The 21626-nt window shown below is 60.3% G+C and carries 14 protein-coding genes; 7 read left to right on the forward strand and 7 right to left on the reverse strand.

The window, feature by feature from the left end; all coding sequences use genetic code 11:
- Positions 1-116: 116 nt before the first annotated feature.
- From J7E24_RS12660 to J7E24_RS12680, 5 genes are all read right to left on the reverse strand, one after another.
- Positions 117-1394 carry a M16 family metallopeptidase gene (locus J7E24_RS12660; protein ID WP_215138525.1) on the reverse strand — a complete coding sequence of 426 codons (1278 nt, stop codon included), beginning with the start codon at positions 1392-1394 and terminating at the stop codon, positions 117-119.
- A gap of 130 nt (positions 1395-1524) precedes the next feature.
- Positions 1525-2724: a type IX secretion system outer membrane channel protein PorV gene (gene porV, locus J7E24_RS12665; protein WP_215138526.1), complete on the reverse strand. Its 1200-nt coding sequence runs from the start codon at positions 2722-2724 to the stop codon at positions 1525-1527.
- 54 nt (positions 2725-2778) lie between these two features.
- Positions 2779-6705: a type IX secretion system sortase PorU gene (porU, locus tag J7E24_RS12670; RefSeq protein ID WP_215138527.1), complete on the reverse strand. Its 3927-nt coding sequence runs from the start codon at positions 6703-6705 to the stop codon at positions 2779-2781.
- Positions 6706-6888: 183 nt separating this feature from the next.
- Complete coding sequence (gene pssA, locus J7E24_RS12675; protein WP_215138528.1) at positions 6889-7593, reverse strand: CDP-diacylglycerol--serine O-phosphatidyltransferase; 705 nt, start codon at positions 7591-7593, stop codon at positions 6889-6891.
- A gap of 115 nt (positions 7594-7708) precedes the next feature.
- The gene (locus J7E24_RS12680; RefSeq protein WP_215138529.1) at positions 7709-8344 is read right to left on the reverse strand and encodes an MBL fold metallo-hydrolase; all 636 of its coding nucleotides are present in this window, start codon (positions 8342-8344) and stop codon (positions 7709-7711) included.
- Between the two features lie 224 nt (positions 8345-8568).
- Here J7E24_RS12680 and J7E24_RS12685 point away from each other — a divergent pair, with 224 nt between their 5' ends.
- The 7 genes from J7E24_RS12685 (at position 8569) to ccsA (J7E24_RS12715) (ending at position 18265) form a co-directional block, all read left to right on the forward strand.
- Positions 8569-9657: an NAD(P)/FAD-dependent oxidoreductase gene (locus J7E24_RS12685; protein WP_215138530.1), complete on the forward strand. Its 1089-nt coding sequence runs from the start codon at positions 8569-8571 to the stop codon at positions 9655-9657.
- 131 nt (positions 9658-9788) lie between these two features.
- Complete coding sequence (locus J7E24_RS12690; RefSeq protein WP_215138531.1) at positions 9789-13115, forward strand: PD40 domain-containing protein; 3327 nt, start codon at positions 9789-9791, stop codon at positions 13113-13115.
- Positions 13116-13305: 190 nt separating this feature from the next.
- Positions 13306-13947, forward strand: a complete 642-nt coding sequence (locus J7E24_RS12695) for a heme exporter protein CcmB (protein WP_215138532.1) — start codon at positions 13306-13308, stop codon at positions 13945-13947.
- A 116-nt stretch (positions 13948-14063) separates the two neighbouring features.
- A complete protein-coding gene (ccsA, locus tag J7E24_RS12700) occupies positions 14064-14735 on the forward strand; it encodes a cytochrome c biogenesis protein CcsA (protein ID WP_215138533.1) in 672 nt (223 codons plus the stop codon).
- Complete coding sequence (locus J7E24_RS12705; RefSeq protein ID WP_251047183.1) at positions 14716-14982, forward strand: CcmD family protein; 267 nt, start codon at positions 14716-14718, stop codon at positions 14980-14982. Before ccsA (J7E24_RS12700) ends, J7E24_RS12705 begins: the two co-directional genes overlap by 20 nt.
- Before the next feature lie 138 nt (positions 14983-15120).
- Positions 15121-15549, forward strand: a complete 429-nt coding sequence (locus tag J7E24_RS12710) for a cytochrome c maturation protein CcmE (RefSeq protein ID WP_215138534.1) — start codon at positions 15121-15123, stop codon at positions 15547-15549.
- Between the two features lie 115 nt (positions 15550-15664).
- Positions 15665-18265, forward strand: a complete 2601-nt coding sequence (ccsA, locus tag J7E24_RS12715; RefSeq protein ID WP_215138535.1) for a cytochrome c biogenesis protein CcsA — start codon at positions 15665-15667, stop codon at positions 18263-18265.
- 106 nt (positions 18266-18371) lie between these two features.
- On the opposite strand, the gene J7E24_RS12720 is transcribed toward ccsA (J7E24_RS12715), so the two are convergent.
- Together J7E24_RS12720 and J7E24_RS12725 are read right to left on the reverse strand one after the other, a co-directional pair.
- A complete protein-coding gene (locus J7E24_RS12720; protein ID WP_215138536.1) occupies positions 18372-18521 on the reverse strand; it encodes a hypothetical protein in 150 nt (49 codons plus the stop codon).
- A 259-nt stretch (positions 18522-18780) separates the two neighbouring features.
- Positions 18781-21495: a T9SS type A sorting domain-containing protein gene (locus tag J7E24_RS12725; RefSeq protein WP_215138537.1), complete on the reverse strand. Its 2715-nt coding sequence runs from the start codon at positions 21493-21495 to the stop codon at positions 18781-18783.
- Between the last annotated feature and the right edge of the window lie 131 nt (positions 21496-21626).

The following is a 21626-nucleotide window of genomic DNA, read 5'->3' on the forward strand; positions in this document are numbered from 1 at the left end:
GGGCAGCTCGCGTTTACGGCCCCGTCGTAGCAGTACTGCTGGGCTAAGTATCAAGTAGAACGGCCCGTTCCCTCGTGTTAGAGAACGGGCCGTTTGACGTTTGTGGCTGCCTCGCGCTAATGCTTGGGGCCGGATACCACCTCAACCATGCTTGCAGGCGACAGGTACTCTTGTGCTAACTCCTGTAACGTGGCGGCATCGGTGGCTTGTACCTGCGCTACGAAGTCGGAGTAGTAGCTGGTGGGCAGGTGGTAAAATACAAGGTTCTTGTACTTGTCGCACTGCTCAAAAACGGTGCTGAGCTCATTGGCGAACTTGCCACTCATATAGTTCTTTACCGTTTGCAGTTCCGTCAGCGGCACCGGCTCTTCCTGCAGACGGCGAAGCTCTAGTTGTATTTGCTCGATGGCGGCGGGAGCGTTGGCGGTATTCACGTCGGAGCCAATCATGAAGCTGGTGGCGTATTCGCGCGGGTGTACGCTGGAGTAGATGCCGTAGGTGAAACCTTTGTCTTCGCGGATGTTCTTCATCAGGCGCGAGCCGAAGTAGCCACCCAGCACCTTAACCAACACTTGCAGCGCGTGGGTTTGCGGATGGCTCAGCGCCGGCCACAGACGCCCGATGCGCAAAGAAGCCTGCAGGCTGCCTTCCACGGTCACATAGTCACGCGGAGCCAGCACCGCGGGAGCGGATATGGAGGTTGGTGTGTTAATCTGGCTGCCGGGTAGGGTTCCTAGTCGTTCAGTCAGCAGGGCAATATGCTCGTCTGTGGCGTCGCCGCACAGGAAAATCTCTGCCTCGGCAAAGTTGTAGTGCTGCTGGAAAAAGCGGCGAACCTGCTCAGAAGTGATGTCCTGGAAAATGGATTCGTCGAACGTAACGCCGTAGGGGTAGCCGGGGCCGAACAGGTGGCGCGAGAAGCTTTCGGAGGCGAGGTAGCTGGTTTTCTGCCGTTCCACGCGTACGTTCTGGATGGTGCGCGTTTTCACCAGTGCCAGTTCGGTTTCGGGAAAAGTGGGTTCTGTTAGCACATCCTGGACCAGTGGCAGCAGTTGCGGCAGGTGGCGGCTGAGGCAGTAGAGCGTGAGCGTAGCCCGGTCGAAACCCTGCTCGCAGTCCAGCGAGGCGCCAAAGAAGGCTACCTCATCGGCAATCTGGCGGGCGGTGCGTGTGCGTGTACCTTCGAGCAGTAGCCGGGCCGCCAGTAGCGATACGCCCGCTGAGGGGTCGTACCACTTGCCGGCCTTGAAAACTACTTGCAGACGTATTACGGGCTGAGCATCGTTGCGCAGCACATGCAGGCGGGCACCGTTGGGGAGGAGAAAAACTTCAGCTGCGGGCAGCGTTACGCGGGCCAGCGGCTGGACAGGGGGAGCAACGGTTCGGTCGAGCATCAAATTAGCGAATTGGGTAGAATGAAAAACCAGCATTCCGAGCTGAGCGAAAAATCCGGGCTGAACCGCCATAGCGTCCAGTCAGATTCCTCGCTCGGCTCGGAATGACGATTATGCAGAGAACGAAAAGCTAGTTAACCGGGCTGTCGGACGGGCCGAAAGCTTCGCTTAGTTCGTTGAAGTTAAAGTGCAGCGACACCCGTAATGTTTCTGCGAGAGGATTAGCCTTGGAGTTAGGCACTAGGTAGGTGCCATCAACTCCAAATACCTGATAGCGTACGCCCGCACCAAAGCTTAGATACTGCCGGTTGCCCTTGGTGGGGTTCTCGTAGAAGTAGCCGGCCCGCACCATCAGCAGGTCGTTGTAGGCGTACTCGAGGCCGGCCGAGAGGTTGATTTCCTGGAGCTCCTCGCTGAAGCCACCCGGCGCATCACTGAACGAACTGGTGATACCTTTCACGATACCGTAAGCTCGGCGCTTATCGTTTTCGGCCCTTACGGCCGCAATACTGGCATTCGTATTGGCATCCGGTCCCTCCTCGTAATAAGGAGACGGTACGAGCAGCTTGTTGGCATCGAAGGTAAACGTAAGCTTGTTGAACGGGTCAAGTTCCTTGGTGATGGCCGTACCCAGCTTCAGGTTGGTAGGCAGGAAATCAGCGTTTCTAGGGTCGGTATAGGTGATTTTGTTGCCAATGTTGGACACCGCACCGCCAAAGGCCAGGTTATAGTCGCCAGCTCCGATGGTGAGGTCGGTAGTGTAATACGCACCTAAGTCTACAGCTACTGCATTACCAGGGGTGACATCTCCGCCATTGCCGGTGAGGTTGGAGCGAACATAGCGCACGTTGAGGCCTACGCCAAACTTATCGCTCAACTTCTGGCCGTAACCTATCGTCACGGCATACTCCTTGGGATTGAAGCCACCATTCGAGTTACCGAGGAAGTCCCGGTACTCAATCGCGCCCAAGTCAAAATACATCAGGTTGGCCGATAGCGTGCTTCGGTCGCTGAGCTTGGTGGTGCCGCTCAGGTAGCCCAGGCCCATATCATTGGTGATGCTGGCCAGCCAGGGCGTGTACGAAAGCGAGGCGCTGTGCTGGTAGCGCACAAAGCCCAGCTTACCGGGGTTGTGATAACCGGCATTGGCGTCGGGGCTGATGGCTACGCCGGCCTCTCCTAATGCTCCGGAGCGCGAATCGGGGCTGATGGTGAGGATGGGCACGGCCGTGGTGATGGTATGCTGGTCCTGGGCATGCGCGGCGGTGGCGGCCAGACTCAACAGCCCGGGCAACAATACCGAACGCAGGGACAAGTGGGGCAGGATCATAGGGGAGGGTGAAGGATGCAGAGTCGAAAAGTAGCGAAAAGCCAGAGAAGCAAGTTAATTGAGGAGCACCAGTTTCTCGTATTTGGAGGCTGTGGAAATATCGGTGCCGTTGGCCGCGCGGGTGCGCACCGTTACGCGGTACACGTACACGCCGCGAGCCAGCTGGTCTTGGTATTCGTCGCGCCCGTCCCAGCTTAGGGCGGCCACATGTGAGCCACTGCCCAGGGCCGTGCCCTGCAGGGTGCGCACCAGCCGGCCGGCCACCGAGAAAATCTGCACCTGAATATCGAGGTCCTGGCCGCTGCGGTTGTGGTCGAAGTGGAAGGTCGTATTCCGGGCGAAGGGGTTGGGGTAGTTGAGCACGTGCTGCAAGGCCAGCTTGTCGGTGGGCGCAGCAATGAACTCGAGACGCTGCTCGGCCGAGTTGTTCCAGGTGTCCCACGCCTTAAGGCGCAGCTCGTGGGGGCCGGGCGTGAGGTCCTTGAGCTCGTAGCGTACCCGCCCTACTTGGAAGCTGTCGGTTTTGGCCGTGTAGGACGAGTTTAGCACCAACACCTTGCTGGCGTCGCCGTCGAGCGTGAGCGTGAGGTCGTGGCCGATGCCGGTACCGGCTGTGTTGATGCCGCTGGCGTCGCGCAGCACGGCCAGCAGCGTGGGGCTGAGACCTGTGAGGCCCCCCGATACAAACTGCTCGTTATCCATGAACAGGCTGATGCGGGGCGCAATAGTGTCGCGGGCGGATAGCGGGGCCACGTCGCCGATGGGCAGCAGACGCTGGCCGTGGGCGTCGGTGCGGTTGGTGGGGTCGGCGGCGTAGAGGCTGATTTTGCCTAGACCCACGCTGTAGTTAATATCCTTCGGCACCACAAACTGCAGGCTGAATTTGCCGCCCTGCACGCTGGCCGGGCCGTCGTAGAGGATATTTTCGCGCAACTGCACCGCCTGGGGGGCATCTTCGTTGCCGAGCGTTTTCACGGTAGCCTGTTTCTCGAACACCTGCACGTTGGCCGTACCCGCAAAGGCCGAATTCAGCTGCCCGCCGCGCCGCACTTCGCCTTTCAGCGTAACCTGTTGCAGGGCCTTCAGGGTGTCGGGCATGTTCTGCGTTACCGGCTTGCCATCAATTTCAGTCAGGGCCACGTCCTGCTCGGGGTAGGCTAGGCGCATCGAGGGGTCGCCGAGCAGAGCGTAGTTGCGGTTGTTGTCGCCGATTACGGCAATGTTTTTGGCCGTGCGACAGACGTCGCCGATGCGGGGCATGGTGCCATCAGGCCGGGGCTTAAACAGGTCGTTGAAAAAGGCGACTGCCAAGGCCTGGTTACGGTCGGCGTACACCACGCGGGTAGTGGTAAGCAGGCCAATGGCGCCGCCCTGCACATCAATCAGCGCCTGCTCGCCGGCTGAAGTAAGATTAGGGTTGTCGTAGGTACTGAAGTCGCAGGTGCCGGTGAACATGAACGCGGGCCGGGTTGTGTTCTTCAGGTTTTCGATGGACGTTTTGGTTATAATCTGCTCCTGGGCTAGGCTAATGGGTCCGCCGTGGCCGATGTAGTTGATGAGCAGCGACCCTTGCTCGAAGGCTTCATCCACGGCCTTCTCAGCAGCCGGCGACCGTTCGCCGGCTGCCAGCTGCACCTGCGGAAACAGGTCGAGGTAGAGCTTGTACACATTGTAGCTGCGGGTGGCGGCCAGCGTGTCGAGCGGGTTGGTGAGCTGCTCGCTGTAGTACACAAACAGGTTGTTGTCGCCGTCGTCGGACAGGAAGGTGAGGCGGTTGCGCCACTTGCCGTAGCCGGCGGGACTGTCGTAGTCGATCAACTTCTGGGTTACGCGGGCGGCTTGTTCGGCGGTGCTCACCGGCAGGCGGCCCACGGCTATGTCGAGCAGCTCGTTGTTGGAACCCGGCAGCCAGGCGCCTTCCGAGTCGTCGAGCAGCCCGTAATAATCGTCGGACGAATACGTGAGGCCCCGGCCGTTGGGGCGGTTGCCCATCACTAAGTCGAAGCTCTCTTCCGACTCATAGACCGGCACAAAATTTTGATTTGTCTGGTTGGCGTTGGCTGGCTGGCGGCTATTCCACCAGTCGGGCAGCTGGGCTACGTCGTTGGTGGGGCTGGCTTTGTAGTCGTAGGAGGCGTCGCCGAACAGCAGCAGGTACTGGCGGCGGCCGCTGGTGTTGCGGTCATACACCATCTTCATCAGGTCGCGGATGGCTGTTACATCCTGTCCACCCGAGCCGAATTCGTTGTAGATCTGGAGCACGTTCACCACCTGCGCGTTCAGGCCGTCGTGGCTGGTGCGGTGGGCGGCCAGCTTGTTGGCTTCCTGCAGAAAGCGGGGGTGGGCTACAATCAGGAGCTCCAGCTGGCCATCGAGGTTGAGGGCGTGCAGGTTCTGGTTGGCCACTTTGCCAAAGCCACGGGGAGCCGGAAAATCGGTACCAGTAAAGGCTACAAACTCGCGTATGGTGTCGGTGCGGGCCAGAAACGTACCGCCCGATGCAGCCACCGCGGCTGGGCGGCGCGGGTTGCTCACGTCCCAGATAGTAGCGCTGGCCGCATTGCCCAGCTCGAACTGGCTGATGGCACCGGGCAGCAGGTTTTCGAGGCTGCGAAACTGCAGCAGGCCCCCGGCCAGGCGCAGCTGGCGGCGGGCGTTTACTTCGAGGTAGTCGAGGTAGCCCTGCGCGCCGGGGTCGGAGCCGCTGTTGAAGCTGAGCGTAATTTTGAGGTCGGTGGGAGAGGTGGCCGGTACCTGGTAGGCCAGAATGCTACGGTTGGTATTGGCCGCCTCGGGGTAGCAGTAGCCGCCACTGGTGCAGCTGAAGCCCGGCACCACCTGGGCATCCAGGGCCTGCCCGTTTACGCTGGGCTGAAACACGGTAGTCGCCGCCGAAGCCGCCACTACGGCCGAAGTAATCTGGGCCGTGGAGCCTGGCACCAGGTCGGCCACAGGGAGCGTAAAGGTTTGCTCGGGCCGGCCCGAAAAGGCCTCGCCCACCCAGGTCCGGCCGGTTTTCCTGAGGTTAAGCAAGTCACGCTCGTAGAATTGTCGGTCGGTGAACGTGCTGATGCGGGCACCGGGCGTGCCGCCAACGGCCGGGGCCGGGGCCACCCGGCGGCCGGCTGGGGCACCTACTGTCAGGAAATAGTAGGCCGTATCGGTGTAGGGGTTGAGTTGGTGGCGGAAGCGGGTGCTCAGGCCCTCGCGGCTCCAGGTGTGCGGGCCGCGGGCATAGAACAGGAAGTACTCGTCGTTATCAAAGGTCGCGTTGGAGTTGCCCACAAACTGGATGGCATTTTCCACCAGGTCGTCGGGGCGGTAGGCGCTGTTGGGCTGGGGCAGCGTGCCCATAGCGTTGCCGAATAGCCGCAGCCGGGCCGGGTCGAAGTTCTCCAGCCCGAAACTTCTGAGCGTAGCCTTATCGAGCTTGAAAATGCCACTGGTGGGTACTCCGATTTTAAACCACTCGCCCTGGCTCAAAACCGATGAACGGGCGTACGTGCGGGTAGCCCCGGGGCGGCCGCCAGTGGCGCTATACGTGTAACCAAAGCTGGTAAGGCGTTCGGCCTGACCCGTTTGTGGGTTGCGGCGCAGTGGCTGCAGGCGCAGCATCGTAACTGGCTGGCGGGCTTCGGTGCCCGGTTCTAGCTGTACCAGCGGCGAGGGGGGCAGAGCCGCCACATCGAGCTGGCCGGCCTGAGCGGGCAGCAGCGGTTCGTACTGCGTTTCGATGAGCTGGCCCACGGTTACGGTGCCGGCCAGCCGCACCAGCAGCGTGCCCACCTGCTGCTCGGTATCAAAAGCCGCCCCGCGGAAAGCAGGCACCAGCCGTTTCTGCCCCTTAATGCCCACCGGTACCGTGCCAGTCCAAGTGATGCGCCCACGGTACGTCTGCTCGCCGGATTGTGCCTGCGCCCGCGGGCCCATAGCACCTAGCACCAGGAGCGTAATCAGTAGCCAGACCGTAGAATAACGCATACGCACAACGCAAAAAAAGCCGGGAGATAAACCAGAAATGCCAACAGGTTGACCGGCAATACAGTTCAGCCCAAATGATAACAGCGCCGGCCGCAAATTATTGCGCCCGAGGCCGGAAGTAGCGAGCGAATGGCCTGCTTTAGTAAACGAAGCTGGCCCCTGCCCCGGATTGCCCGCCCCGGCTCAGGCCGCCGGCGCAGAGATAGTAGCCGGGCTCAGCACCGAGAGCAGCACGTAGAGCAGCACGATGAGCGGCACGGCCACCGCCCCAAGGCCAACGAGCAACCCCAGGCTTAGTAAAAGAAACACGAATCGCTGCTTGTTGGCCTGCCAGCTCAACGCTTTGAATTTAAGGGCGAAAAGCGGGATTTCGGCCACCAGCAGCCCCGATAGCAGCGCCGTGAGGCCCAGCAGCAGCCAAGGGCTGAGCAGGAAGGGCGTGAGGGCGAATTGGTCGTCGGCCAGAATGAGCGGCAGCGAGGCCACAACCAGCGTGCAGGCCGGCGTCGGCAGCCCAATGAACGATTCGGACTGGCGGGTATCGTTGTTGAACTTGGCCAAGCGCAGGGCCGAAAACACCGTTATAACGAAGCCTGCGTAGGGCAGCCAGTCGGGCAGGTCGGTGCCGGCCTGGTGCAGCAGCGCGTACAGGAACGCGCCCGGCACCACCCCAAACGACACCACATCGGCCAGCGAATCCAGGTCTTTGCCAATCGGCGACGACACGTGCAGAGCCCGGGCCAGCAACCCGTCGAAGAAATCGAACAACGCCGCCAGCGCCACGAAATAGGCTGCCAGCACTAGCTCATCGGCAAAAATGAAACGTAGCGCCAAACAGCCCGAAAACAGATTCAGACAGGTAACGGCGTTGGGAATATGCTTTTTCACGTGCGGACTTAGGGGGAAATCTTAAGAGAGGGGGCGTAAGGCAACGCTGGTAAAAATACTGCCTGCCCGGGGCTTGGCGCCTACGGCAAGTAAGCGCAGAAAACAGGAAACGCCGCTACGTCAGGAACGGATTGGTGCGGCGCTCCTGGCCAATAGTGGTGGCGGGGCCGTGGCCGGGGTACACTACGGTATCGTCGGGCAAGGGCAGCAGCTGGCTCTTGATGCTGGCAATAAGTGTCGCATGGTCGCCGCCGGGCAAATCGGTGCGCCCGATGCTGCCCTGGAACAGCACGTCGCCACCGATAACGGTGCTGGTAGGCGCGTGGTAAAACACCACATGGCCGGGGGCGTGGCCGGGCACAAAGCGCACTTCCAGCTCGGTAGTGCCGAAGCGCACGGCCTCGCCGGCCCGTAGCTGGCCGGTGGGCTCGGCGGGCTGGTAGCGCGGAAACCCGTAGTTGGAGGCGTAGCTTGGCACAGCGCGTAACGTGGCAAAATCGGCCTCGTGCAGCAGATAAGGCACCTTATAAGTATCGAGTACAAACTGGTTGCCCAGCACATGGTCGATGTGGGCGTGGGTGTTTACCAGCAGCACCACGCGCAGGTTCTGGTCGTCGATGTACTGGCGCAGCGCCTGCTGCTCGGCCGGCTCGTAGCAGCCGGGGTCAACAATAACGGCTTCGCCGGTTTCGTCGGAGAGCAGATAGGTGTTTTCGGCAAACGGATTGAAAGTAAAGCCGGCAACGGTCATGGCAGGGGAGAAATATTTTGAAAGGGCAAGATAAGTGGATTTTGGGTTGGTGGAGTTTACCGCACGACGTAGGGGCGGGGCTGCCCTAGCTTACCGCCCGCACAGGTCAACAAACGGCTGTGGCCGGGATTGTATAACGGTTGCCGTTCAATAGCGGGCCAGGACAAGCTCCGCTCTTACGTCGTTATGCCAACTCAACTTCTGCCAGCCTACCTTGCCAGCCCATGCTACACATTGACTACCTGATTATCGGCTATGGTATTGCCGGGGCCACGCTGGCGGCCGAATTGCGCGGGCGGGGCCGCACGGTGCTCGTGCTCGATACCCCCCAACCCGACTCGGCCTCGCGAGTGGCGGCGGGCCTCATGAACCCGGTGGCCGGCAAGCGCTTCGCGCTGGCCTGGCGCGCCGACGAGCTGCTGACGGCCGCCACCGCTTTTTATCAGGCGCAGGAGCAGCGGTTGGGCCGGCCGTTTTTTCAGGCCCTGCCTATTGCCAAGTTCTTTTCGTCGGTGCAGGAGCAGAACGCACTATTAGCCCGCAGCGCCGACCGGCCCTGGCTGGATTTTGTGGATGAATTCTCGGCCGGCGAATTGCCGCCGTTGCCAGGCGTGAGCCCGCAGTTTGGCGGGTTACTGGTACGGCGCGGGGGCTTTGTGCTGGTCGAGGAGCTGCTCACGGCCCTCACCGCCGAAGGGCTGGCGGCGGGCTGGCTGCAACACGAAACTTTTGACTGGGCCGCCCTTGTTGCCGAGCCGGCCGGCGGCTTCAGCTACGCGGGCCGGGTGCAGGCCCTGCACGTTATCAGCTGCGAAGGCGCGGCCACCATTCAGAACCCATATTTCAGCTGGCTGCCCCTCACCCCCAACCAGGGCGAGGTGCTGACGGTGGAGTGTGCCGGCCTGCCGGCCGATACGGTGCTCAACAAAAGCGCCTACGTGGTGCCGTTGGGAGGCAACCGTCTGCGGGTAGGAGCCACTTACCGCTGGCCTCCCTTCGCGGCGGGCATTACGGCCGAGGCCCGCGAGGAGCTTGGCCAGCGCCTTTCCGAACTCACGCCGCAGCCCTTCCGGGTGCTCGACCAGCGGGCCGGGGTGCGGCCGGCGGTGCGCGACCGGAAGCCGCTGCTGGGTACGCACCCCGAAATGCCGGGGCTGCACGTATTCAATGGCATGGGCTCGAAGGGCGTTATGCTGGCGCCCCGGCTGGCCCAGGTAATGGCCGACTGGCTGGAAAATGACGTAGAGCCCTGGCCCGAAGTCAATATCCGGCGGTATATTTCGTTGTACCCGGCAGGGCCGGCCGCGAAGTAGCCGGATTTGGTTACTTTGTTTTTGTGAAGAAGAAACTGGACAAACAGCATCCTGCGCATCGTCCAGCATAACGACCTGTCTTTTTAGTTGTATTGCCCTTATCCATCCGTCTCCCGCTCTCGGTTTTTGATATGAAGCACGTATCCTTTCTTTTCCGTCCGGGGCTGGCGCGGCCTGCCGGTTCGGTGCTGCTGCTGGCCGGGCTGCTGGCCGCTGCCCCCGCCGCCCGGGCCCAGACCGCCCAGGAACCCTTTGGGCGGGTCCGGATTCAGTATAAAAGCTTCGATTGGCTGCAGTTCAGCACCCAGAATTTTACCGTGTACTATTACGCCGGCGGCGAAGCCAACGCCCGCCACGCGGCCGAGTACGCCGAAAAGGAGCTCCAGCGCATTACCGGGCTGATTGGGTACTACCCGTATTCCAAAACCACTCTTATGCTCTTCAACTCGGTGGGCGACCTGCGGCAGAGCAACGTGGGGCTGGCTCCCGAGAAGTACACCAGCGGCGGCGAAACCTCCCTGACGCGCTCTACCAAGGTGCAGATTGCCTTCGAAGGCACCCAGACCCAGTTCAAGCAGGAGCTGAGCAAGCGCATTACCGAGGTGCTGCTCAACGACATGATGTATGGCGGCTCGCTGCGCGAAGTAATCCAGAGCAGCTACCTACTGCAGCTACCCGATTGGTTTATTTCGGGAGCTTCGGCCTACGCTGCCCAAGGGTGGAGCGTGGAGATGGACGACTACATGCGCACCATGCTGCAGGAAAACGAAGGCAACCGTACGGCTCCGTTTTTTCTGCGCAACCCCGAACTGGCCGGCCAGAGCGTGTGGAACTACATTGCCGAACGCTATGGCTACACCAGCGTCCAGAACATTCTCAACCTCACGCGCATCACCCGCGACGTGGAAGTAGGCATCAGCTCTTCGCTGAACGTGCCCTACAAGGTGTTTCTGAAGGACTGGCTGGCCTACTACCGCCAGCTCAACTCTCAGCCGCTCACGCCTTTTCAGGAGCTTGATGAAAAGAACAGCCTGGCTGGCCGCAACCGCCGTAACGTGCGCTACAGCCAGCCCGTGCTCAGCCCCGATGGCAAGCGCATGGCCTACGTGCAAAACGACCGGGGCCGCTACCGGGTGCTGGTAGTAGACCAGAACGGCCGCGGCCGCGACGTGCTGCACCGCGGCGGCTACAAAACGCCCGACCAGCGGGTAGAGACGCGGCTGCCGCTGCTGGCCTGGCGCGGCAACGAGCAGGTGGCCGTGGTGGAGGAGCAGCGTGGCCAGCTGGTGCTGCAGCTGCGCGAAGCCAACGGCGGCCTGAGCAACCTGACGGCCCGCCTCAGCAGCCTGCTGCCCCGTTTTGGGCGCCGCACGTCGCTGTTTTCGCCTTTCTCGCAGATAACGGCTATCAATTACTCGGCCGATGGCAAGTCGGTGGTGTTTAGCGGGGTGCGCCAGGGCCAGAGCGACCTATATCTGCTGCGCGCCGGTGGCCGGACGCCCGAGAAGCTCACCAACGACATATTCGACGACGTAGAGCCGGTATTCATGCCCGACGGCCAGAGCCTGCTGTTCAGCTCCAACCGCTGGCTCGATTCGGCGGGTACGGCCCGCGGCTCGTTTGCGTCGGTGGTGAACAACTACGACCTGTACCGTTACCACCTCGATGGCCGCCCCCAGCCGGTAGAAGTGCTGGTCGGCACGATTTCCAACGAAACCCGCCCCCGGCCCCTAAGCAACGACGAGATACTGTTTGTGAGCGAGGAAAGCGGCGTGCGCAGCATTTACCGCTACTCGTTCAGTGCCCGCGACTACCAGCCCGTAACGAGCTTTCTGGCGGGGGTGCACGAGTTCGACTACAGCGCCGCCACCGGCGCGCTGGCCCTCACGGCCACGGCCGATGGCCGCAGCAATGCTTACCTCTACCCCAGCTACACGCTGCCCACCGGCCTGAGGCTGTCTAAAACGGCTCGCCAGGAAATTCTGGAAGACCGTTCGCGACCTGCTAAGGCCCCGATTCCTAACCGGCCCGGCCCTACAGTGGCCCGCGCCCAGGGCACCGCCCCAGCCACCGACGCCGTACCCGCTCCCGCGGCTCCTGCTCCGGCTCAAAATGCGCCCGATAAGCCTGCGGGAAACCGCGTGAACCCCAACGACTACGAGTTCGACGAGGACATTCCGGCCTCGCGGGCCTCTGCGCAGGCGCCCACCCGGCGCCGGGCGGCTACGGTGGTAGCCCTGCCCAAGGCCGCCCCGGCCGAGGCGGCAACCCTGGCGGGCCCTTTCCGCTATGGTACTCCCTTTAGCATCGATAATGTGGTGTCGACGCTGACGTCGGATCCGCTGCTGGGGCTGGGCTTTTCGGCCCAGGTGAACATGTCGGACCTGATGGAGGATCATCGGATTCAGGCGGGCATCTTCGCCCTCACCGACCTGAGTACGAGCAATATATTTGCCGAGTATACCAACCTGCGGCACCGCTACGACTGGAGCATCCGGTACCAGAAGCAGGCCTATTTCCCCGACCTCGACCCTAGTAGCCGGGTGCGCTACGGCCGCCACGAAATTGCCCCTACCATTGCCTATCCGCTCACCCACAACCTGAGCGTGCGCCTGGGTCCGCGCTTCGTGAATGTGAGTAGACGCTTATACCGCGAACTAGCCAACGCCACCGATGTAAACACCAGCTACCTGGGTGGTGAGGCCGAACTCGTGTTCGATAACTCGGTGATTACCGGCATCAATATGCTGCAGGGTACGCGCATGAAGGCCGGCATCAACCAACTGCGCGACCTGAACGGCAACAACTCGGGCTTTACTAAGCTTACTGTTGATTTGCGCCACTACCAGAAGCTGCACCGCCAGCTTATCTGGGCCAACCGGGCCAGTTTCGGGCAGTACATTGGGGGCGGAGCCACGCCGCCCTTCTTCCGCCTCGGCGGCATGGACAACTGGCTGAACTACGAATACACCGATGCGCGCTACATCAATGAAAAAGGCGAAGTAGCCGCTGGCCCCAGTCAGCTCGACCCCACCCAGATGTTTTACCAGCAGTTTGTGACCAACCTGCGGGGCTACGACTACAGCAAACGGGTGGGTCGCAAGTACGTGCTCTTCAACTCCGAGCTGCGCCTGCCCATTGTGCAGTACTTCTCGCGGCGGCCCATCGAGTCGGGCTTCTTCCGGAACCTGCAGCTGACGGCTTTCGGCGACATGGGTACGACGTACTCGGGTGCCAACCCGTTCAGTGTCAACAACTCCAATAACACGCAAACCCCGTCCCAAGGCGGTTTTTCGGCCACGGTTATCAACTTTACCAACCCGCTGCTGTATGGCTACGGAGCGGGTATTCGCACTACCATGCTGGGCTTCTATGTGAAGGGCGACGTGGCCTGGGGCCGTGAGCAGTACACGACCAAAGGCCCGAAAATTTACGCCACGCTGGGCTACGACTTTTAGCGGCAACAGGGTTAAACGGATGGACAAGGGTCGGTTTTCCTGCTTGGAAAACCGACCCTTGCGCGTTTAGGCGGGCAATCAAGACGCAATCGGGGCTGGAAGGCAGGTAGTCCGGGGGTTGGGTTGTATCTTTGTGGTCCGTTGAACCAGCCGAGTTGCCGTGGCGCTGCTAAGTGAAATCTGGGTATTGATGCAGAAGGACTTTCGCCTGGAATGGCGGCAGCGGGCAGCGCTGAACGGTATGCTGCTGTACGTGAGTAGCACGGTGTTCGTGTGCTACCTCAGCTTTTCGTTGCGTGGCGGCCAGTTGCCCGCCCCGGCCTGGAACGCGCTTTTCTGGATTGTGCTGCTGTTTTCGGCTGTTAATGCCGTGGCCAAAGGCTTTCTGCAGGAAAGCCGGGGCCGGATGCTTTACTACTACACCGTGGTGCGGCCGCAAGCCGTGATTCTGGCCAAAATAGCCTACAACGCCCTGCTGCTGCTGGGGCTGGCGCTGGTGGCCTTCGCGCTCTATGCCGTGGTGCTGGGCAACCCCGTGCAAAACGTGCCGCTATTTGTGGGCAATGTGGTGCTGGGCGCGGTGGGCTTTGCCGGCACGCTCACGCTGGTGGCCGGCATTGCCGCCAAGGCCACCAACAGCAGCACCCTCATGGCTGTGCTGGGTTTCCCGCTGATGGTGCCCATGCTGCTGCTGCTCATCAAAGTATCCAAAAATGCCCTCGATGGCCTCGAATTCGAAGCCAGCCAAAACTCTCTGCTTACTCTGGTGGCCCTCAACCTTATCGTTGGGGCTGTGTCGTATCTGCTGTTTCCGTTTTTGTGGCGAAGCTGATTTTAGAAGCTTTTAGCTGTCAGCTGTTAGCTGTTAGCGGGCCTTCGAATAGCTGTTTCTTATATCCTTTCAACCCATCAAAAAGCTAACAGCCAACAGCTACTAGCTAACAGCTTATGAAAAAGAACTGGTGGAAAGTCCTGACTGTGCTACTGCTGCTGTATGTGGCGGTGGCGGGCCTGTTGGTTCCGGTGCCGCGGCTGGCCATTCTCAACGAGAGTATCCGCAACCTGTACTTCCACGTGCCCATGTGGTTCGGCATGACGGCCATCCTTATTGCCTCGGTGTACTACTCGGTGCGCTACCTGCACACGCCCACGGCCGGATTTGACATAAAAGCCCACGAGGCGGCCCGCACCGGCATTCTGATGGGGTGCGTGGGGTTGGCCACGGGTAGCATCTGGGCCCGCTACACCTGGGGGGCGTGGTGGACCAACGACCCCAAGCTGAACGGGGCGGCCGTGGCCATGCTCATCTACGGCGCTTACCTGGTACTGCGTTCCTCCTTCACCGATGAGCAGCAGCGGGCCCGGGTTTCGTCCATCTACAACATCTTCGCCTTTGCCGTGGCCATGCCGCTGTTCTATATTCTGCCGCGCCTCACCGACTCGCTGCACCCCGGCGCGGGTGGTAATCCGGCCTTCGCCAAGTACGACCTCGACAGCGACATGCGTCTGGTGTTCTATCCGGCCGTCATTGGCTGGACGCTGCTGGCGTTTTGGGTGGCCCAGCTGGCCACCCGCATTTCCGTGCTCAAACTGAAACTATATGAAAAGCAACTTGCGTAGCCCGGCTTCCGGCGTTGTAATCCGACAGGGGCTGCTGGTGCTGCTGGCCCTGCTGCTGCCGCTATGGCAGGCCGCGGCCCAGTCACCCGGTGCCCAGCCCGAAATGGCTGAAGCAATGCGCCAGAACGGGAAAATTTACGTGGTAGTGGCCGTTATAGCTGTCGTACTGGCCGGGCTGCTGCTGTTCCTGATTTCGCTGGACCGTAAGCTGAGCCGGCTGGAAAAGGAAGTGCGGGACGAGCAGTAGAACACGCACGTCGACTAGCCCGGCCGCCGGCTGGATAATCCGGTCATTCATCTGTTTTTGCGGACCTTTGTGGTCCGAAGTATTGTTCTGAGCTGACTTCTGACTCCAAAACCCGAGTCGCCGCCTGTTTTACTTGACATGAAAAAAGCCCACATTTTCATCATGGCCATCATTGCGGTAGCCATTGCCATTATCACCAGCACCGCCGGCGACGCCAGCGTGTACGTCTCGTTCAAGGAAGCCCGCGAGCGGGCCGCCGATGGCAACCTGACCAAGGTGCACGTAGTAGGCCGCCTGCCCCGCGACGGCCAGAAGAACATCATGGGCCTCGAATACAACCCGACTCTGGACCCCAACTACTTCGCCTTCACGCTGGTTGATACCAACCGCATTGCCCAGCGCGTAGTGTATTTCAACCCCCAGCCCCAGGATTTCGACAAGTCGGAGCAGGTGGTAATTACAGGTGCCATGCGCAACAACGTGTTCGTGGCCGACAAGATCCTGCTCAAGTGCCCCTCCAAGTATGTGGAGAACGAGGTGAAGGGCGCCACCGCGTCGGTTAATTAGAGCTTAGCTATTAGAGCCTAAAACTTAGCATGCAGAGCCCGGGAAAGCCAGCTCTATCATCTAGGCTCTAGCCTCTCAGCTCTCAGCTCTAAATTCTAAGCTCTAATTAAAAACAATGCTGAACACTCTCATCGGTGACGTCGGGCACTTAAGTGTTATTCTGGCGTTTGTGGCGGCCACAGTGGCGGCGTACGCCTATTACATGGCTGCCAAGGGCCGGGCCCTGGGCGACACCGACGCTGGCTGGATGAAGCTGGGTCGTGGGGCCTTCATCATTCATTCGGTTGCCGTACTGTCGGTCATTGTGTGCCTGTTCGGCATTATCCACGGCCACCGCTACGAATATTATTACGCCTGGAGCCACAGCAGCAACCACCTGCCCATCTACTACATGATTTCCTGCTTCTGGGAAGGGCAGGAGGGTAGTTTTCTGCTCTGGATTTTCTGGCACGTATGCCTGGGCCTCATTCTGATGCGCTCGGCCAAACGCTGGGAAGCTCCGGTAATGACGGTTTTTGCCGGCGTGCAGTTATTCCTCACGTCCATGATTCTGGGCGTGGTGCTGGGCGACCTTAAAATCGGCTCGTCGCCCTTTATCCTGCTGCGCGACTTTATGCCTGAGCTGCCCGTGTGGCAGACCAACCCCAACTTCGTACCTGCCGATGGCACCGGTCTGAACGCCCTGCTGCAGAACTACTGGATGGTGATTCATCCGCCTACGCTGTTCCTGGGCTTTGCTCTTACGCTGGTGCCGTTTGCTTACGCCGTTGCCGGCCTCTGGAAGGGCGAGTACGGCACCTGGACGCGTCCGGCCCTGCGCTGGAGCCTGTGGGGCGGCCTGATTCTGGGTGTCGGCATCATGATGGGAGCCTACTGGGCCTACGAAACGCTCAACTTCGGGGGCTACTGGAACTGGGACCCCGTAGAAAATGCCGTGTACATTCCGTGGCTCGTGCTGGTGGCTTCCATCCACGGGCTGGTGCTGTGGCAGCGCAGCAAGCTGGCCCTGCGCACCTCGTTTGTGCTCGTAATGGCCACCTTCCTGCTCATACTCTACGCTACCTTCCTCACCCGCTCGGGCGTGCTGGGCAATGCCTCGGTGCACTCGTTTACCGATCTGGGTCTTTCGGGCCAGCTCATTATCTACCTGGCAGCTTTTGTGGTGGTGAGCGTGGCGCTGCTGGTGTGGCGCTGGAAGCGGATTCCGATTTCGGAGAAGGAACTGACCACCTACAACCCCGAGCTGTGGGTGTTCGTGGGCGCTACGGTGCTGTGTCTGGGTGCGTTCCAGGTGCTGTTCACGACCAGCATTCCGGTGTACAACGCCTTCCTGGGCTTCATCGGCATTAAATCGAACCTGGCGCTGCCCGCCGACCAGATTGCCCACTACACCAAGTTTCAGCTGTGGCTGGGCGTGGGCGTGGCGCTGTGCTCGGGCCTGGCCCAGCTGATGTGGTGGCAGAAAAACGACCGCGCCTCCCTCACCAACACCCTCACGGTGCCCGCTATGCTCTCGTTGCTCGGGGCGGCCCTGGTTATCCTGCTGGTGCAGTACAACGGCAAGAAAATGGAGCTTTCGTACATCGCGCTCCTGACTACGGCCCTGTTTGGGGTGCTGGCCAACATGAGCATGGTGTTCACGCTATTGCGGCGTAAAGTCAGCCTGTCGGGCGGCGGTATTGCCCACATCGGCATTGCCCTGATGCTGCTGGGTGTGCTGGCCTCATCGGGCTATTCCAACATCATCAGCCAGAACACCTCGGGCCTGCTGTACTCGCGCGAGTTCGACCAGACCACCAACCAGGACAACGTGCTGCTGTGGCGCAACGACGTAACGCGCATGGGCGCATACGACGTGCGCTACACCGGCCAGTACCTCGACGTACCCGGCGTACCCGGCTACGTGGATAAGCAGCAGCTCTACCGCACCGACGATGAGTACAAGGCCCTGGCCCGCTCCGACGTAAAGCGCGGCGACAAGGTGTACTACAAAGCCGGCGACACGCTCGAAATTCTGCCCGAAAACACCTATTACCGCGTCGAGTACCAGGACCGGGAGAGCAAGGAGAAGTTCACGCTCTACCCGCGGGCGCAGGTAAACGAGCAGATGGGCGGCCTGCTGGCCTCGCCCGACGTGAAGGTGTTCCTCGACCACGACATCTATTCCCACATCAGCGCCGTGCCGCCCATCGACCAGGAAAAAGACTGGAGCGAGGTGAAGGAGCACGTGCTCAGCATCGGCGACACCATTTTCCTCAACGACTACTTCGCCGTGTTCCGGGGCGTGGGTCCGGCCAAGCAAACGGCCGGCCTGGGCCTGGCCAAGGACGACCTGGCCATTCAGGGCGACTTCCTGGTGGCGGGTGAGAAAAAGCAGTACCATGTGCACCCCGTGTTTGCGGTGCGCAACCGCCTCATCGGCCGCATGCCCGACGAAGTGGAAGACCTGGGCCTGCGCCTGAGCTTCCTGAATGTAGACCCCGAGAAGGGCAAGTTCACGTTCGGCGTGAGCACCACCCAGAAGGACTATATCATTTTGAAAGCCGTGGAGAAGCCCTTTATCAACCTGCTTTGGAGCGGTACGCTACTCATGGCCCTGGGCTTCGGCATGGCCATCTACCGCCGCCGCCGCGAAACTGAGGCTCCGGTAGTGCCTACTCCCGAAGCCGGGTCCCGGCCCCGCCCGGTAGCGCCCCGCCCCAAGGCCGTAGCGTAAAGCGGTTGCGAAGACGCGTCTCTACATTGTGCTGTGTCTCTGCAACCGCTCTTTAAGTAGCCTGCTTGCGCCCCCGCTGTCCTTGTGGCAGTGGGGGCGCAGTCGGTTAGGGCCCACTACGTGCCGCCCCGGCCTCGCCCATCAGCTTCACAGGAAGCCGGATGAATTTCACGGGACGGCGGATGATTTTCATAGGAAGCCGGATGAATTTCACGAGAGGTCGGATGAATTTCATGCGGGGTCGGATGAATTTCATGGGACGGCGGATAAAATTCATCCGACCTCTCGTGAAATTCATCCGACCCCGCATGAAAATCACCCGACCTCCCGTGAGATTCATGCGGGGTCGCATGAAATTGTTGTAGCGCTGCCTGATATCCGGGGGGTGCCGAAGGCCGCTGCTCAGCCGGGTCCGGTTCCGGGGCGTCCGGTTGGCGGGCCAGAGTAATTGGCGGGCATAAAAAAAGGGGGCAGCCATGTGGCTGCCCCCTTTAGGGTACAATAGCGAGGACGAATTACTTCTGCACCGAGATGTTGCGGATCATGAACTCGTTGCCGTTGATCACCTTCACGGTGTACATGCCGTTGGACAGGTTCGGGAGGTTGATGACCTCTACGGCGTTGTCGCGCACGGTGGCAGTGTGAACACGCTGACCCAGCATGTTGGTAATTTCTACCTGCAGGCCGTTTTTGGCCTTGGCACCGCGTACATCAAACGTGAGGCTGCCGGCAGTAGGGTTGGGGTAGATGTTGATAGCCTGCTGCAACGCCTGCGAAGTACCGGTGATGGCCGTAGCCGTTACGCTGATATCATCCACGTAGAGGTTGAACCGGTCGGCGGCGCTGATAGCGTGGAAACCGATGTAGTAGTTACCGGTGGTGGTAGGCGTAATGGCCTTTACCTGCCCGTCGTCGTTGCCGGCCACCGTGGTAGCGTAAGCAGCATTATTGATGTTGATATTGCGCCACAACAGGTTGGACTGTGCTGCTGGCGTAGTGGCGTTACCGTACTTCACTTCCAGACCCTCGGGGAAAGCAGCCAGCCCGGCCTTGTATTTAAACGTGAGCTGGTAAGAAGTGCCCGCCCGCAGGAACAGCGCCGGCGTAAAGAACCAGTCGTCGGCCGCGTTGGTTTCGCTGAACGAGTAACGCATGTGGTTCGGAGCCGAAGCCGGCGTACCGGTCGCTACAACACCCCAGACACTAGCATCGGTGTTGATGTTAGCCGTTGTAATACCGCAGGGCAGGGCACCAGCCGCTACACCGTCAAAGTTTTCAGTGTAAGGGAACGTGTTAACAATCGGTGGTTGACAGGTGGTCGTTACCCGTACCGGACCTACCAAGTCGCTCTGGAGGGTAGCGCTGCAGTTAGTGCGGATGTACACGTCGTAAGCCGTCGTGCCCATCAGCCCGGTGATGGTGTAGGGCGATGCCGTGGTAGTTACGGTAGTGCCAGCCGAAGCAGGGTTGAAACCAGCCGGGCCGTAGATGATGCTGTAGCCAGTGGCGCCGGTGGCGGGAGTGAACGTAATGGTAGCCGTAGTAGGCGTGCTGGTTGCTGCCAGTGCCGTTGGCGTGGCGCAGGCCACAGTTCCAATGGTGGCTTCCAGGGCCAAGCGGGTTCTTAGCGGAGTAGTGTTAACTAGCGTCCAAGCACCGGTGGCAGTCTTAAAATAGAAAGTGCCGGGCCGTAGCGGGTCCTCCACCTGATAAGCCAGAGCCGGATTGGTAGCCAGCTCTTTTATTCCAACGAAAAAGTCGCCGCTCACAGCAACATCCGGAATGGCTACCGTGACTGTGCCAGCCTCTGCGGTCCGCGTCTGAGTAGGCGAGGTATAGAGGATAGCACCGGGCGTACCATTGGCGCCGGTGGCGTCGAGCAATACAATCTGGTAAGTCGATACGTTGTCTGCGCTAGCCGCGAAAGTTGGCTTCACGGCAGACACCGTGGTGGGCTTGGTAATGCTGAACTTGGTAGCCAGAATACCATCGGCACTGCCTACACCCACACCAGCAGCGAAAAGCGGCGCAGCTGGGTCAATATAAGACAGGCGGTTGTTGCTCACGTTCTGCGAGGCCACAGCCGAGTTGTTCGTGTTGAGGTCGTCGGCAGGAACGGTTACAGTTACTGTATTGGTGCCGTTAGCGGTCAGCGGATAAGCCGTGAAGGTTACTGTTGTCGACTGATCCGTGGCCAGTGAGGCCACCGTCTGCACATTGGTAAACGTGTTGGCGCCGCTCACGGTCAGCGTAACCGGAATGTTGGTGAGTGTACCACCGCTATTGTTGGTAACAACCGCCTGCACGGTATGGGGCGAGTTGAACTCGCGGGTCAGTTGGCCCAGCGTGAATACCGAGCGCACGGCCACATCGTTGGCGAGCGCCACGAATGGGTTGAAGCGGTAAGTGCGCCCCAAGTCGGGAGTCGTAGTGGACCGGAAGTTATGAGTGAAGGTTCCGTAAGTGCCGGTAATAAAAGAAGTCGTGCTCCAAGCAGCGGTTGAGGCATTTCTCGCTCCCAATACCGTTTGCCCCGTGGCCGAACCCGAACCCTTGATGCCCACGTTGGGGAACCGGGCACCAGCCGTACCAGTGCCCGCCACGGCGGTGCCGTACACAAACTCTACCCGGTTGCTGGTTTCGTAGAGCTTCACCTGGAAATTGAAGCTGGCGTACTGCGTGGCGGCGGCATCAGTGCCGGTGCCAGCTTTGTCGCTCACGTTCTTCCACTGAATTGTGCAGACGCGGTTGGGTGCCGTGCCCGTCGTAGCTACCCGATACTCTGCGCCCCCAGCCGCCGTACCCGCAATCAGGTCGATGTTGAAGGGCATCAGGATGTTGGTGTTGGCCGAGTTAGTGCTCGTCAGCGGATCGGTAGCCGTGCTGTTCTGGTCCTGCGTAATAAACAGGTCTGCTGCCGAAGGAGCCACATCGCCCAGCCGGATAGCGCCGTTAGTATTGAGTACGAAGTTCGTAAAGCTCTGGCCATTAAAGCTAAAGGTGAAGCCAATGGGCGTAGCCGCCGAGTTAGCATCGTCGGTATTGGCCGTGGTAATGATGTTACCAGTTGCGAGCAGGTCGGTATAAGTGCCACCCACGTTGGTGGTGTTGGCAACATTATAGTTTAGGCTCTGGGCGTGGGCGGCACCGGTAGCCAGCCCCAGCAGGCCCAGCAGGGCCAGCTTGCGCCAGGCTTTGGTGGTACGGCCCGTAGTGTAGATTTTTGTCATGGATAGTGAGAAAAAGGGGTGAAGAAGTGAAGTAAGAAGAACGCAAACAATGGCTCTATTCGTAGAGCGTATGGCATTTGCATCGGCAATATGCCAAATTAAATATCATTTTTTGCATCATTTCGCTGCAA

Origin of the sequence: Hymenobacter sp. ISL-91, assembly GCF_018613725.1 — a bacterium.
Classification (GTDB): domain Bacteria; phylum Bacteroidota; class Bacteroidia; order Cytophagales; family Hymenobacteraceae; genus Hymenobacter.